Consider the following 13,960-nt stretch of genomic DNA (forward strand, 5'->3'; position numbering starts at 1 on the left):
TTTGTAAAACTTATTTAAACTTACCTAAAGCCATCTTTAGACACAATTCGGAGTTTACTTCCTACGCTGTTGGGTAGACGGCTAATCCCAAGATAAGTAGGCTATCCCCCTCAAGCCGAGGGTTCCCAGTTTAAAATGTTGATGCTGGCGTTGAAATCACGATCTAAAGATATGCCACAAGCAGGACAGTCAAAAGTCCGAATGCTTAGTGGCATATCTTTTTTAGTGCCACAATTCGAGCAAGTTTTAGTGCTGGGGAACCATTGGTCTACCAGCACTAAATTTGCCCCATACATTTTGCACTTATAATCGAGTTGACGCTTAAATTCGTAAAAACCTAGATCCGATATTGCCCCAGCCAGCTTGTGATTCGCCATCATGCCCTGAACGTTCAAACTTTCAATCTTAATTAGCTTAAAAGTTTGGGCTAAATAAGTTGTTAGCTTGTGAAGAAAGTCTAAGCGAATACGAGCTATCCGTGCATGGAGCCGACGGATTTTATGGTAGGTTTTGCGCTGATTTTGGGAGCCTCTTACCTGTTTTGATGCTTGGCGCTGCAAGGTAGCAAGCTTGGTTTTCGCTTGTTTTAACGGCTTCGGCGCATCAAAGACCTGCTGAGTAGACAGCGTGGCAAAAGAATTAATGCCTACATCGATTCCTACAGAGCTTTCAGATTGTTGCACTGGCAAACGTTCGGCATCAACGCCAAAGGAAAGAAACCAACGACTTCCTTCTTTGGAAATCGTAAAAGTTTGAGACACATAACCGCATTCTAAGGCCTCGTAGAGTCGAAAAGTTCCCAAGGTAGGAATCTTGATAGTGCTGCCAGCATTTAGTAAAACTTTGCCGTTAGACGAATCAACTGTAAAAGATTGACCGTCTCGGCGACTAGCAAATTTTGGATGACCTGCCTTTCCAGAGCGATACCGACTAAAAGCATCTTTCAAGTCAATCAAAGCATTTTGATAAACGCGACTAGATAATTGATTCATCCAAGCGAATTCAGGCTGTTTCTTGACGTAGTTGGTGAGAACTTTTTTGACTTCGTTAAGTACCTTTGAGTCTGTGAATTGTCCCTCGCCATACATTTGAGTCAGCAAGCTCAACCCCATGTTAAACACTACCCGCCGAAATCCTGCGTGTTTTGCCATCAAGGTCGCTTCCCGGTTATTCAATTTGAGCGCTCGCTTGACGGCAAACACAAAACTTCTCCTCAACGATTAAGTATGGATATTTTTAGCGAACTATTTGGTACTTAAGTCTTGCTCTTCCATGCCTTATGGCAATGGGATTTTCGATTCGACGATTCGACTTAAATTGTGCCCGTCTCCTCACTAAAAGCCAAAGTCAAATCTGTCAGAGAACTTATCACGAGAATGTCACCGTGGCGCCATTCCAGTGGTATTTCCCACCAAGGGTATAAGTTCCGGCGCGATCGGCGGCACTCAAAAGAAGCATTTCCCAAAATGCCTCTGTCCTGGTTCGGCAACAAATTTTACCTTAAAAGCGGGTTGTCCGGGCACTGGCTAGCAGAACAGTTCTACCAAACTTGACAGAATCAAAAAAGCGCAGACTCAATGTTGGACGACAAATCCCTGTTTTCGGCGTAAGATGAGTGTACCGTAAACTGTTCCTCAAGAAGCTACCGGCAATTGATCCTACGCCGATCGGAGTGGGTTTATCTGTCTGGTTCTCTTTCTCGTCGTCCAACTTCTACTACCTTAACCGCGCCTGCATGGGTTTTTGGAAAAACTTATTTAGTAGTTCTGAGTCTGCCTCTGTACCCCAAACAGCGGATTTTGAGGAAGATGTGGCTGTTGGGTTAGGCGATCCGCTTTCCCCAACGTTTCGCAAACCCGCCAGCGGCAACGCTCGCATCTTTTTCAGTTGCGATCGGGACATTGACCTCTACGAACTCGAAGAACTTTGTAATGCAGTGGGTTGGTCCCGCCGTCCCCTGCGTAAAGTCAAAAAAGCTATTCAGCACAGCTTCCTAGTCGTCTCTATGTGGGAGATGCGGGGCAGCCAGCGACGGCTGGTGGGTTTCGCCAGAGCGACTTCAGACCACGCTTTTAATGCCACGCTTTGGGATGTGGTAGTTCATCCTGACTACCAGGGCAAAGGCATGGGCAAGGCGCTGATGAAATACATCATTAAAAAACTCCGCAGTGAAGATATCAGCAACATTACCTTATTTGCTGACCCTCAAGTGGTGGATTTTTACCGCAATTTGGGCTTTATGTCCGATCCAGAGGGGATTAAAGGTATGTTTTGGTATCCAGATTAGCAAGCGAGGTGCAGGTCGGCGTTGATTTGTTGAGGATATACAATACAATATTGACGCTGCCAACACCGAATGCACCTGTGCGCTGCGGTCAGTGAGGCGTGGATGTATCTCGGCATCAGGGCCGTTATGAAGCTCTGCAAGTATTGTCAGTCGATTTGAGCAGAGCACGATAGGAGCTAGGGGCTGGTATGGGTTTTTGGGTGGGATCAAACCGCACAACCTAAAAAAAACTTCGCCTTAGCTGCATCGAGAACTAAATATTTAATAAAGCTTGACAAGCAAGCGGTTTTGTGCGTTAATTGTTAGAGGTTAGCTAACTATAACACCGGGATGTAGCGCAGCTTGGTAGCGCGCCTGCTTTGGGAGCAGGATGTCGCAGGTTCAAATCCTGTCATCCCGATCGCACAATGTTAAAGAATAGATTGAAGCAGAACTGTCTCTGATGTTTACATTTCGTCAAAATGAAAACAAATTGAGGCAGTTTTTGCCGATCGTGTTAAGTCGCCAGTCTTTGCGTTAATGTGTTTCAGGATCGCTCCTGATGGAAAAAACATGAAATCATTAGTTCGTTTGGGCGCAATATTGGGAATTGTCGGCAGCACTCTGCTGGGTTCCTTAGCAACAGACAATATGTCGGCGCTAGCAATCCCCGAGGCGCAAATTTTGGAAAAGTTGCAATCTGTGCCGGTATTTACGATTACGGATGCTCAGGGTGCGTTCCTGACGGGTTCTGTCCCCAAACAAGGTCAAGGTCAAAGCGGCAATACTTCGGTAGTGGTAATTTTTATCAGCCAGAAAGATGCTCAAGCTTACGCCGAAAAACTAAAAACGACAGATCCTCAGTTGGGGGCGTTGGCGCGCGTGAGACCCTTGTCACTGGGAGCAGTTTATCAGATCGCTCAAGCAAATAAAGGCAAGCCGGATGAGGTGCAGTTTGCTTTTGTTCCGACTCCGCAGCAAGTGCAGTCGGCTAAAACTGTACTCCAGCAAGCTGGGCAACAAGTTAACGAGTTAAACGGTGTACCTCTGTTTTTTGCCACTGGGGGCCCGGAAAATGGCTATTTGACGATTCAGCAGGGTCAGAAAGAGGAAATTCCCCTGTTTTTTAACAAGGAGGAATTGCAGGCAATGGTGGAACTTTTCAAGCAGCAGCAGCCGAATGTAACTACTTCAATTAAGATTGAGGTGGTGAACTTGGAGAGGGTTTTGGAAGCTTTGCGTACTGAGAACGACCCGTTTTTGAGCCAAATGATTTTGATTCCGTCGCGGGAGTCTCTGGAATTTGTGCGATCGCTCCAACCTGCCGGTGCGGGCCAAAATCCACAGGTTGCTCCGGCTCCAGCTCGACCAGCTCCAGCTCCGGCTCCAGCTCGACCGGCTCCAGCTCCGGCTCCAGCTCGGCCGGCTCGCTAATAGTTAGTCAGCAGTCATTAGTCATCAGTCATCAGTTATTACTCATGAAATAGTAGGTTGGGTTTCTCGACTCAACCTACTATTTACTAATTACTAATTACCAGTTAGCAATTAACAATTACCCCTTCCAAAAAAGTATTATGTTTGTTTCTGGTTTAGAGCTTTGGCAGTGGGTGAATCAAGCTAAAACAGAGGCGATTACCTATGACATTCCCCTAGCAGAAATCGACTGGCTGCTGCAAGAGCTGGCTGGTTTGGATAGGTTGGCTCTGCGTTTGGAGTCGTTTAAAGATTTGCCAAAAATTGAATTAAAGTTGTCTTTATCTGAACTTGCTCAATTGTGGCAGCGGCGCTTACAGGAACGGGTGCCGGTGCAGTATTTAACGGGAGTTGCACATTGGCGGCATTTTTCGCTCAAAGTAACGCCGGCGGTGCTAATTCCGCGTCCTGAAACGGAATTGCTGATCGATTTGGCTGTAGAAGCTGTTAAAAGCCGTTTAGAAGCAGAAAATATCAATCAAAAATCTACCCCCCCCAACCCCCCCTTACTAAGGGGGGGAGAAGATTTAAACTTCTCCCAGCTTCGGGGGGGAGAATTTGCCAAATCGCATTGGGTGGATTTGGGGACGGGCAGCGGGGCGATCGCGATCGGCTTGGCTTCTGCGTTGACAAATGCTAGGGTTTATGCGGTAGATTGCAGTTCGGAAGCTTTGGCAGTGGCTCGACTGAATGCTGAGAATTTGGGCTTTGAATCGCGAATTAATTTTTATCAAGGTTCGTGGTGGGAACCGCTAGAATTTCTCAAAGGTCGCGTTAGCGGCATGGTGTCTAACCCGCCTTACATCCCCAGCAACACGGTTCTGACTCTACAACCGGAAGTTTTGAAGCACGAACCTCATCTGGCCTTAGACGGTGGTTTTGACGGGTTAGATTACATCCGGCATTTGGTAGAAACGGCTCCCGATTATTTAGAATCGGGGGGAGTTTGGTTGATTGAGATGATGTCGGGACAGGCTGAGGCGGTAGCTGATATGCTGCAAAGTCACGGGAGTTATGGCAAAGTTCAGATATTTTCTGATTTAGCAGGAGTCGATCGGTTTGCCTTAGCCTACCGTCTTTAGGTTTCAAGAATATGTCGTACTTCAAAAATCTAAAATCTAAAATCTAAAATGGCATGACACAAGTTTCGATCGACTCCTTGATTCAAGGGGCAATTTCTGGCAATCATATCGTCAGCTTTCCTACAGATACTGTACCCGCTTTGGCTGCGCGTCCCGATCGCTCGGAGTTGATTTTTGCAGCTAAACGTCGCAGTCAAGACAAACCGCTGATTTTGATGGCAGCATCGGCGAGGGCCTTGTGGCCTTACGTGCAGGGAAGTCCAGCAGAGTTAAACTTGTGGCAGCAAGTAGCCGAATCCTATTGGCCGGGGGCGTTAACTTTGGTGCTGCCGGCTTCAGCCAAAGTCCCGGCGGCTCTCAATCCCATTGATCGAACTACAATCGGAGTACGAGTGCCTGACTTTCCCCTTGCGCTCAAGATTCTAGAGCAGACAGGCCCTTTGGCTACTACCAGCGCTAATTTATCCGGCCAGCCGCCTCTGGAATCGGTGGCAGAAATTGAGGCTCAGTTTCCTGAAGTCTTGACATTAGTTCCTTCGGAATTAGCAACAGTGACAACAGCTTCGAGTTTGCCTTCGACTGTGGCTAAATGGACGGGCAGCGAGTGGGAAATATTGCGACAAGGCGCGATCGAGTTAGAATGCTAAAAGCTAAACTCCAAGGCAAAGCAATATGGCGCCGATCGGCTGGAGCAACTTTATATATTTAGGTATGGGACTGGGGCTGGGTTTGGGAAGCAGTTTGATTTGGCGCCTGCGGCAAAAAAGCTCGCAACAGCCCGAACCGGCGCCCAAAGTAGCCCCACCTCCTCAAGAAATTCACTTAGAGAAGTTTGATGCCCTTTCCGAGCAACTTAAGCAAACTCAATTGGCTTATCAGATGGCATCGGAGATGAGCCAATTTAAGGCGGGTTTTTTGGCTCGAACTTCTCACGAGTTGCGATCGCCCCTGAGCACTATGATTGGTACGCTGCAATTAATTCTCTCGGATTTGTGCGACGATCCTGCTGAGGAACGAGAGTTTGTCGAGCAAGCTCACGTCGCGGCACTCAAGCTGGTGAAATTGATAGATGAAATTATCTCTGTTGCTAAAACTGAACACGGCACTGACAGGATGGATATTGAGCCGATTCAGTTAGCTAAGGTTTTTGACGAGGTTGATGATTTAACTTACTTGCAAGCTGCTAATCGCGGCATTCGTTTGGAGATATTGCCGCCTGATCCGGAGATTTATGTCTTGGCAGATTTGCCGAGGTTTAGGCAAGTTTTAGTCCATTTGGTAGATACTGCTGTGGCTCAGATGGAGGAGGGGAGTATTTCTGTGTCTGCCCATGCTTCGCCGGAATCTGGATACGTTCACATTTGGGTGGATGATCAGCGTTCCGTGAGTGCTTGGAGCGAGTCTTGGGATTTGCTGAAGCACGATTTGGAGTGTGATGTTACTAAGAGCAGCGATAATTCTCAGGTGTCTTCTGGAATGAGGTTATTGATGAATCAGACTCTTTTAAGTTTGATGAGCGGAAAGTTGGAGGTTCTGGCTGTGCCTTCTGAGTCCGAAGAGTGCAATTTTAACCGGACTCAGTGTTCTATTCCTTTGGCAACTTTGTGATGAAGAAAGTTCGGCCACGCGCAATGTACGGGATCTAACGGAGGTGGGGAAGAGGGCAAAAAAATTAACAGATTTAAGGGAGGGCGGGAAGAGGTTCGAGGGAAGATGAAAGAAGGAAATTATTTATAGGGAGTAAGGTGCGCCCTTACGCACCCTACATATTATAGATTTTGATGCCAATCTGGTGATTATTTAACAATTAGCAGTTAGCAATTCGCCGTTGCTAATTTCTAATTCGAGATTCTCTTCTAGAAGCTGATTTTCAAGTACCATTGTGGTGCTAGCGTTTTGTTGAAAACCGATGCGCTCGTAGAAGCTTTGTTTGTAAGTTGTCATCAGGTAAACTCGCTCTACTCGGCACATCCGAGGGTGACTCAAGACGGTTTGCACTAATTTACGGCCGAGTCCTGCACCTTGGTAATCCGGGTGAATGGCGACATCCCAGATGGTAGCTCGATAGATCCCATCTGAGGTGGCTCTGGCAAAGCCGATCGCCCGTGAGCCGTCCCAAACTGTAACAACTGGTTCGCTGTTGGCGATCGCAATTTCCCAATCTTCTATCTTGCGTTCCCTCGCCCAAAAGGCGGCGGCTTTAAATAGTTCTTGGATCTGTGCGATGTCGGCGCGATCGCGACCTATACAAAATTGAATGTGACTGGAATCCCTAGTCGTTGATGTCATGCTCAATCTGCCTTCAAGTTGTATCTAAACTGTGTTACTTTTACTGTTTTACAGGAGTGAAAGTTGATTTTGCTTGGGAATGATCAATGGTTGAATTCCCATTTACACAACTATTTTTAGTTATACATATTTTCTAACTAATTTCGGTGATTATTAATACTTTTTGGGGTAAATTTTGTAAAAAAGTCTTTGAGTCAAAATTCCCAACTTATAACTCATACTATTTGAGATTTTAGATGGGAATGACTGATTTTTTAGGGGTTTGGAGTTTGTCTATAGAGAAACCGGGTTTTTTCCTAGCAATACTTCGTTACAACTAAAATGTTGCACCATTCTCAATAAGCTTTTTATGAACAGGCTTTCCGGCCTGTTCCACAAAGAGTGAATTTTCTTGGGGAACAGGCGGGAAAGCCTGTTCCTGAGAATGGTGCAATATCTCAGTTACAGCCCACTGAAACGGTAAAAACCCGGTTTCAATGCGTCGTGTATCGGTAAGCGTAAGCTATAGCTAGTGTCTTGCCTAATTGCTCAAAAACCATCTATCGATAGAGGTATTGACTCCACGAAAACACCCGAAGATTGTGCGGTGGAGTCAAATCTCTAATCTCTAATCTCTAATCAAGTGAATCAGTTTTGCAGCCAGCGGGCGGCATCTTTGGCGTGATAAGTCAAAATCAAATCACAACCAGCACGCTTGAATCCTGTCAAAGTTTCCATCACTACTCTTTCTTCATCTATCCAACCGTTGAGGGCGGCGGCTTTCACCATCGCATATTCCCCAGAAACGTTGTAAGCAGCAACTGGCAGGTTAGTTGCTTCCTTCACGCGCCAGATGATGTCCATGTAAGCTAAAGCCGGTTTAACCATGAGCATATCTGCGCCTTCGGCAATGTCGAGAGCAATTTCTTTCAGAGCTTCGCGGCCGTTTCCGGGGTCCATTTGATAGGTGCGCCGATCGCCAAATTGCGGAGCAGAATCTGCAGCATCCCGGAACGGGCCATAATAAGCTGAGGCGTATTTTGCCGCGTAAGACATGATGGGAATATCTTCAAATCCAGCACTGTCCAATCCTTCGCGAATTGCGCCGACAAAACCGTCCATCATTCCCGAAGGTGCGATAATATCTGCACCGGCTTTAGCTTGAGCTACTGCGGTTTTCTTCAGCAATTCTAGTGTGGGATCGTTCAAGACGCGGCCGCTTAAATCTCCGACTTCCAAATAGCCGCAGTGACCGTGACTGGTATATTCGCACAGACAAGTATCGACCATGACGATTAAATCTGGTACGGCTTTTTTAACTGCTTCCGTCGCTTTTTGGACGATGCCACAATCGTGCCAAGCACCTGTTGCGTCTGTATCTTTATCTGCGGGAATGCCGAATAAAATAATCGCGGGAATGCCGAGGTCGTAGACTTCTTTTGCTTCTTCTACTATTTTGTCTACCGATAGCTGGTAAACTCCCGGCATCGATGTGACTTCTTTAGCAAAAGCTTCCCCCGGTACAGCAAATAGGGGGTAAATTAAATCGCTGGTTGTCAAGATATTTTCGCGTACCATCCGGCGGAGTTGGGGATGGTTGCGGAGGCGGCGGGGGCGGTGAGTTGGAAACATAATGTTTTTTTTACGGTAGATAAAGCCCTGTTTTTGAGGACTCGCGGCGTTTCTTTAAAAGTCTAGAGCTTATTGTTGGCCGATCGCCCTTTACATAAGTAAACTTCTGTAAAACCCGCGATGTCCATTGTTCGTAGTCAGGAATGCCAGTCCTTTCTAGGGTTTCTCGTTTGCAGACTCAGGCCTAACTGTGGTTGGATGGGTTGGTACGGATATCTCGCTGGCTTCATACCTATAACCAGGCTGCCCAGAAGCGAGGATAGACTGTAAATTATAAATGTATCGAATAGTAACGGTCTTATGTACAAGCAACTAATTTCAAAGATCAAACCGCTTTTGAAATCACTATTTGCGATCGGTCTGGTACTGACGCTAGCCCTCGGTAACGCTGATGGAGCTCTGGCGGCCCGCAGCGGAGGACGCATCGGGGGCGGATCTTTTGGAGCTCCGGCGCGCAGTTACTCGTCTCCTAGTCGCACTTACGCACCGTCGGGAGGGGGCTACTATCCGGGTGGTGGCTTTGGAGGTGGCTTCGGTTTCCCGTTCTTGCTGCCGTTTTTTGGCTTTGGGGGTGGGTTTGGCGGCCTGTTCTCGATTTTGATTTTTATCTCGATTGCTAATTTCCTCGTCCAAAGCTTCCGCCGCGCCGGGGGCGGAACTGACGAACTCGGCAACAGCGCCTCCACTACCACGGTATCTGTCGCCCGCTTGCAAGTCGGTTTGCTAGCAGAGGCCCGCGGTTTGCAGACCGAACTCGACTCCCTAGCGCTAAAAGCGGATACCGATACCGCAGCAGGTCGCGCTCAAGTGCTGCAAGAATCTACTCTGGCGCTGCTGCGGCATCCTGAATACTGGGCTTACGCGGGCGCTGAATCTGTGCAAACTCGCTTGGAAGCAGCCGAAGCTAAGTTTAATCAATTTTCTTTGGCAGAACGCAGCAAATTTACTGAAGAAACGCTCTCGAATTATAACAATCAGCTCCGGCAAGCAGGGAGCAGCAATATCCTGCCAGGTTTGCAGGAAAATGGGGCGCTGGTTGCTTCTGATTTGAATTCAGATCCTGGGGAATTTATTGTGGTGACGGTGATTGTCGGTACTCAAGGTAAATTGCAATTGCCAGCAGTGAAAAACTCTGAAGATTTGCGCCAAGCTTTGCGTCAGATTGGGGGAGTATCGAGCGAGCAGTTGCTGGCGGTTGAGGTGCTGTGGACTCCTCAAGCCAACGGGGACACTCTGACTGCTGACGATATGTTGGCCGGCTATCCTGATTTGCGATCGATTTAGTGAGCAAGACTGGGCGCGGAGCATTGTCTGCCGCGCCCCATCCTGCAGCCAAGCTGGGCGGGTTAACCCCATTGCTTTTGAGACGGGAATTTCGCGGGATGTTGGGGAGGTCGATCGAGTTAAAAAAGATTGTTTAACAAATGCTAGTATTGAGAGATTATGTTTCAGCGTGATTCATCCGCTATTGGCAAAGCCTGCCCGATATGGGTTTTGCGAAGAAGTTAGGCAGGATAAAAAAAATGTATTAAGCGAGGACTGCTTCGGAAGAAGTTGCGCTCGCGCGTCATCTAAATTTTATATAAATAAGAAGCGATCGAGAGCTAAAACTTATGGCCGACAGCAGCAGAAAAAAAGCACTTTTTATTTTGAGCCAGTTAAATAATGACGATATCAACTGGATCGTCCAAAAAGGCAAAAAGGAAGTTCTAGATCCGGGCGGGATTTTGATCTATGAAGGGAGACAGATAGATGCGCTCTACATTGTTTTGAATGGGAGTTTGAGCGTTTTAATCGAGGCTGAGCGGACTAGAGAACTCGCTAAAATAGCCAGCGGAGAACTGGTGGGAGAAGTCTCTTTCATTGATGCTCGCCCTCCTTTGGCAACGGTGAAGGCAATAGAAGAAACTCACTTGCTGGCAATTCCTAGGCGGCAGTTAGTCATCAAACTTCAAAACGATATGGGCTTTGCATCCCGGTTTTATTATGGAATTTCACTGTGTCTGGCAGACAGAATGCGCGGTACGATCCGACATATAGAATATGGTCGCAATATAGAATTAGATCAACCAGAATTTGAACGAGAGGATATCAATCCTAACGTTATGGAAAATTTGGCGCTAGCTGAGGCTAAGTTTAATTGGCTGAGGGAAAATGTTAAAGCTTAAGCAATTTTAAGGCGTTTTTAAGCTGGGTCTGAAAACTTGCCGATTGATACGGTCATTGAGAGATGTACGATGTAACTTCTCAACTCAAAAAACAGATGTGCAAAACGAAATAGGGGCGGGTCGTACCGGAAATATCGATCGATAATTGCCGGAACTATAAAAACCCGCCCCTGTGCTTTGCCGTTGCAACCTCGCGCGCCCAAATGCAACTACCAAGCACACAATCTAGATAATGCCCGGCCCTTTGCCGCGGGTGTCTGCATCCATTGTCAGTTTTCCTTCTTCGCCTTTTTTATCTTTGATTTCTGCGAGAATTCGAGCGCGTTCTTCAGCTTCGGCTTCTTCTTTTGCTCTCAAATCGCCCGGTTCGTTGATGTACATTTCCGGTTCTATCGCGTAATTGTTAACTAGACCTTCTTTGTCTACTGTATAACCATCTGTAGTGTGAATGCTTTCGTCATCGGTTTGGTCATCAGTTTTTGCACTCTTCTGCTTCCCTTCGGTGGTTGTGTGCATGAAGTTAGCACCTTCCCGTTCTTGCCGCGCTGCTGTCTCAGCAGGAGTAATGCCCCTGTCGTAGTGGGGGGCTTCCATATTGGCTTCGATTTGTTCGTCGGCAGGTGTTGATTTGCTAACTTCTTTTTTGGGGGGTATTGGTTGGCGATTAGTCATGATTTATTCCTGAGTTATCTTTTCAAAAAGGTCTTTGGCTTATGTTTAAATAATAAGTGTAAGCTAACTCATTAACAAACTATCTTTGGTTATAGTTTGCGAGAAATTGCTGCAATCTCCCATACATTTAGTGAGTCTTCCTCAAGACTGATAAATTTCTCTTTTTATTGAAAATTTCACATTTTCCTACTCTTTGACATCTATCTAAAGACAGATAATATCCTTTCAGGTCAATTACCTCTAATCAAGGGGTTTGTAGTGAGGACTTGGGTCTTCAGATTTTTATCATGACTAAAGTCCAATGGCACAGAAAAAGGCTTAATCACGCCCTCCGTTTAGCTTTCAAGACAGAGGGAGGTTCCTGCATTCGAGGATACGGTTTCGGCCTGGGTTTCCAAACACTAGATTCAGAACGCTCAGGTTGAATCGTGAGTAAATTAGTTGCCACCTGTTCCAAAAGTAATTGACGCCATTGTCGCTGTTGGCGTTTTCCTGTAGTTGCCAACAGCATCAATAACAGATTAAACTGCTGCGAAAGTTGATTGGAATGAGAGTTGAAAAACTGTATTTTCTGACAAAGATACAGCCTGCCACATAATGGTACGTAATCAAGTGTAAGCTAATCAGTATGTCCAGATTTCTTTTCTCACCATCACCGGAGTTTTAGCTGTTAAAATCTCCATTTTTAACGTAGTTTTGATATAGGGTCAATTAACTGCTGCTGCCGACCAACGAAACCCAGATAAACAAGTCAACTTTTCAACAGTATAGCGTTTGGTATCCACCAATATTGTCACTACAATGATAGGCTCAGCTCTGAAGCCAGGGCGCTTAATTCGCCATACTTTCCGGACGATGAAACTAGACGGCAATGCCTCGAATTCCTCCAAAGTCATGTGGGTTGGGACAATGTTGGGGCTGATTCCCGACGACTTTTTGAGCGCCAATTTCCAACTTTTTTCCCCGCCCTTAAGTCAGTTTTACGGAAATGATTTTTACGGCAAACAGCATATTCTCCTGGCTGTTTCACCACAAATAAATCGACATAATTACCCTAAGCTTGCTCTGGCAATATCACATCGTCGGGGACTAAATTTGCATAAATCAAACGGCTGATCACAATCTCACTGCTCACCTGCGTCAGCTATGCCAGCGGATACCACAGCCAAGCGTGAGCAATCAAAAGAGTACCACTATTTTAGCGATGGTTCATCCACACCCAGCTTTTTGATTGCTGTGTTGCGGATACTCGGCTTGATTAGCAGCAGTATGATTCATCAACACTTTTGTCCCATCTAGTACCCGCACCCGTCGTCCACACCATTGTTGTTCTATGGGAACTTGCTTTTCTCTCTTCCTCTGCGACTATGGGTACTAACTGTTGAACGAGTTTATCTGGTAGTCGCTGACGAGCTTTACTGTATGCCCCGGTATCAGAAGAAGGAGGCTGGACTCCGGCGGCACTGAGCCACGTACTCATCCGCTTCACGGCCCCACTCAAACTTTTGTCGGGAGCGAGTACCTGGGATATCATCACCCACAATGTGACTATCGGTGTGTAGATGCTTTGGTCGTAGGTGATTTTCTCGTTCGCTAGAAGCTCCTGGACTTTAATCATAACGGTGAACTAAAATATTGTGTAAGTTAATCGCATTTCGCCAATCAATTTCGGGATGAAACTGCTGAAACTCGATCAAAACTCTGCGAGCTGCTTCGCCCAAAATCCCCAACTGCCGCTCTACGGCACTTTGCATAAAAACACTTTCCAGGTAAGTGTCGTAAGAAGCATCAGCAGTAAACTGTTGAATCCGACGGATTGCTTGCGCCATGTCCCAAAGTGAAGCGCTATCCCGATCGTTCGCTGGCATAAATCACTCGATGCGTTTTCAAAATGTTCGATCGCCGATAGGGATTTTTTAACTGCTTGTTTTCCACCAAATCTATAGAACGGTGAAATAAATCCTCTATCTCTTCCTGCATACTCAATAAATGAGACAGCGTGAGGCGGTGCGAGGGCTCGTAAGTAACTAATACATCCACATCGCTATCAGGGCGAAAATCATCCCGCAGCACGCCCGCCAAACAGGGCAAACTCGACAATGTTCCAGCGCTGGCAAAATTGCGCGATCGCATCTAAAGAAACTTTTAGGCGATCGCTCACTAGAGATTGTAAATCCGCTTGTAACTCAATCATGGGCGAGTCAACCTCAGACTACAAAATTCAGAGAATCCAAGCATTGCTATAGCAGCCGCTAATTTACCACACTTGAGCATCCCAGACACATTTAAGTTTTCGATGCAAACAAAATTTACTAGACTTACTGATCAATACTCCGGACAGTTTTTAAGCAGCCAGAGTACCATAAGACAAGACTGAAGGAAGGTTAGGGTGATTTAAA

General features: G+C 46.5%; 15 protein-coding genes and 1 tRNA gene. 8 read left to right on the forward strand and 8 right to left on the reverse strand.

Annotation, left to right across the window (positions count from 1 at the left end):
• Positions 1 to 110: 110 nt before the first annotated feature.
• Together QUA34_RS22200 and QUA34_RS22205 are read right to left on the reverse strand one after the other, a co-directional pair.
• Positions 111 to 1,202 (reverse strand): RNA-guided endonuclease TnpB family protein, encoded by a 1,092-nt coding sequence (locus QUA34_RS22200; RefSeq protein ID WP_333324430.1) that lies wholly within the window; start codon positions 1,200 to 1,202, stop codon positions 111 to 113.
• A gap of 110 nt (positions 1,203 to 1,312) precedes the next feature.
• Complete coding sequence (locus QUA34_RS22205; RefSeq protein WP_333389250.1) at positions 1,313 to 1,492, reverse strand: hypothetical protein; 180 nt, start codon at positions 1,490 to 1,492, stop codon at positions 1,313 to 1,315.
• 243 nt (positions 1,493 to 1,735) lie between these two features.
• Between QUA34_RS22205 and QUA34_RS22210 the strand changes: the two genes are divergently transcribed.
• From QUA34_RS22210 to QUA34_RS22235, 6 genes are all read left to right on the forward strand, one after another.
• Positions 1,736 to 2,287 carry a GNAT family N-acetyltransferase gene (locus tag QUA34_RS22210; RefSeq protein ID WP_172187348.1) on the forward strand — a complete coding sequence of 184 codons (552 nt, stop codon included), beginning with the start codon at positions 1,736 to 1,738 and terminating at the stop codon, positions 2,285 to 2,287.
• A gap of 326 nt (positions 2,288 to 2,613) precedes the next feature.
• Positions 2,614 to 2,687, forward strand: a tRNA-Pro gene (locus QUA34_RS22215).
• A 152-nt stretch (positions 2,688 to 2,839) separates the two neighbouring features.
• Positions 2,840 to 3,700, forward strand: a complete 861-nt coding sequence (locus QUA34_RS22220) for a Tic22 family protein (RefSeq protein WP_333080993.1) — start codon at positions 2,840 to 2,842, stop codon at positions 3,698 to 3,700.
• A gap of 140 nt (positions 3,701 to 3,840) precedes the next feature.
• Positions 3,841 to 4,821: a HemK/PrmC family methyltransferase gene (locus tag QUA34_RS22225; RefSeq protein WP_333324435.1), complete on the forward strand. Its 981-nt coding sequence runs from the start codon at positions 3,841 to 3,843 to the stop codon at positions 4,819 to 4,821.
• Positions 4,822 to 4,874: 53 nt separating this feature from the next.
• On the forward strand, positions 4,875 to 5,468 hold the full coding sequence (locus QUA34_RS22230; RefSeq protein ID WP_333324437.1) for an L-threonylcarbamoyladenylate synthase: 594 nt from the start codon (positions 4,875 to 4,877) through the stop codon (positions 5,466 to 5,468).
• Between the two features lie 25 nt (positions 5,469 to 5,493).
• Positions 5,494 to 6,429: a HAMP domain-containing sensor histidine kinase gene (locus QUA34_RS22235; RefSeq protein WP_333324439.1), complete on the forward strand. Its 936-nt coding sequence runs from the start codon at positions 5,494 to 5,496 to the stop codon at positions 6,427 to 6,429.
• A 192-nt stretch (positions 6,430 to 6,621) separates the two neighbouring features.
• Here the strand turns inward: QUA34_RS22235 and QUA34_RS22240 are convergent, their stop codons facing one another.
• Together QUA34_RS22240 and hemB are read right to left on the reverse strand one after the other, a co-directional pair.
• Entirely contained in the window at positions 6,622 to 7,110 is a 489-nt protein-coding gene (locus QUA34_RS22240) for a GNAT family N-acetyltransferase (RefSeq protein ID WP_190656314.1), read from the reverse strand.
• 627 nt (positions 7,111 to 7,737) lie between these two features.
• Positions 7,738 to 8,721, reverse strand: coding sequence for a porphobilinogen synthase (hemB, locus tag QUA34_RS22245; protein WP_333324442.1), 984 nt, complete (start codon positions 8,719 to 8,721; stop codon positions 7,738 to 7,740).
• 300 nt (positions 8,722 to 9,021) lie between these two features.
• Between hemB and QUA34_RS22250 the strand changes: the two genes are divergently transcribed.
• Both QUA34_RS22250 and QUA34_RS22255 read left to right on the forward strand, forming a co-directional pair.
• Positions 9,022 to 10,005 carry a DUF1517 domain-containing protein gene (locus tag QUA34_RS22250; protein ID WP_333324444.1) on the forward strand — a complete coding sequence of 328 codons (984 nt, stop codon included), beginning with the start codon at positions 9,022 to 9,024 and terminating at the stop codon, positions 10,003 to 10,005.
• A gap of 329 nt (positions 10,006 to 10,334) precedes the next feature.
• Positions 10,335 to 10,889, forward strand: coding sequence for a cyclic nucleotide-binding domain-containing protein (locus QUA34_RS22255; protein ID WP_333324445.1), 555 nt, complete (start codon positions 10,335 to 10,337; stop codon positions 10,887 to 10,889).
• Positions 10,890 to 11,114: 225 nt separating this feature from the next.
• Here QUA34_RS22255 and QUA34_RS22260 read toward each other — a convergent pair whose 3' ends face one another.
• The 4 genes from QUA34_RS22260 to QUA34_RS22275 all read right to left on the reverse strand — a co-directional run bounded on the left by QUA34_RS22260 (position 11,115) and on the right by QUA34_RS22275 (position 13,694).
• Complete coding sequence (locus QUA34_RS22260; protein ID WP_333324447.1) at positions 11,115 to 11,561, reverse strand: hypothetical protein; 447 nt, start codon at positions 11,559 to 11,561, stop codon at positions 11,115 to 11,117.
• 1,258 nt (positions 11,562 to 12,819) lie between these two features.
• Positions 12,820 to 13,179 carry a hypothetical protein gene (locus QUA34_RS22265; RefSeq protein WP_333389251.1) on the reverse strand — a complete coding sequence of 120 codons (360 nt, stop codon included), beginning with the start codon at positions 13,177 to 13,179 and terminating at the stop codon, positions 12,820 to 12,822.
• Positions 13,172 to 13,429: a HepT-like ribonuclease domain-containing protein gene (locus QUA34_RS22270; protein ID WP_333389252.1), complete on the reverse strand. Its 258-nt coding sequence runs from the start codon at positions 13,427 to 13,429 to the stop codon at positions 13,172 to 13,174. Before QUA34_RS22270 ends, QUA34_RS22265 begins: the two co-directional genes overlap by 8 nt.
• Entirely contained in the window at positions 13,407 to 13,694 is a 288-nt protein-coding gene (locus QUA34_RS22275; protein WP_333389253.1) for a nucleotidyltransferase domain-containing protein, read from the reverse strand. Before QUA34_RS22275 ends, QUA34_RS22270 begins: the two co-directional genes overlap by 23 nt.
• Positions 13,695 to 13,960: the final 266 nt, after the last annotated feature.

Source organism: Microcoleus sp. POL10_C6 (assembly GCF_036701585.1).
Taxonomy (GTDB): Bacteria; Cyanobacteriota; Cyanobacteriia; order Cyanobacteriales; family Microcoleaceae; genus Microcoleus.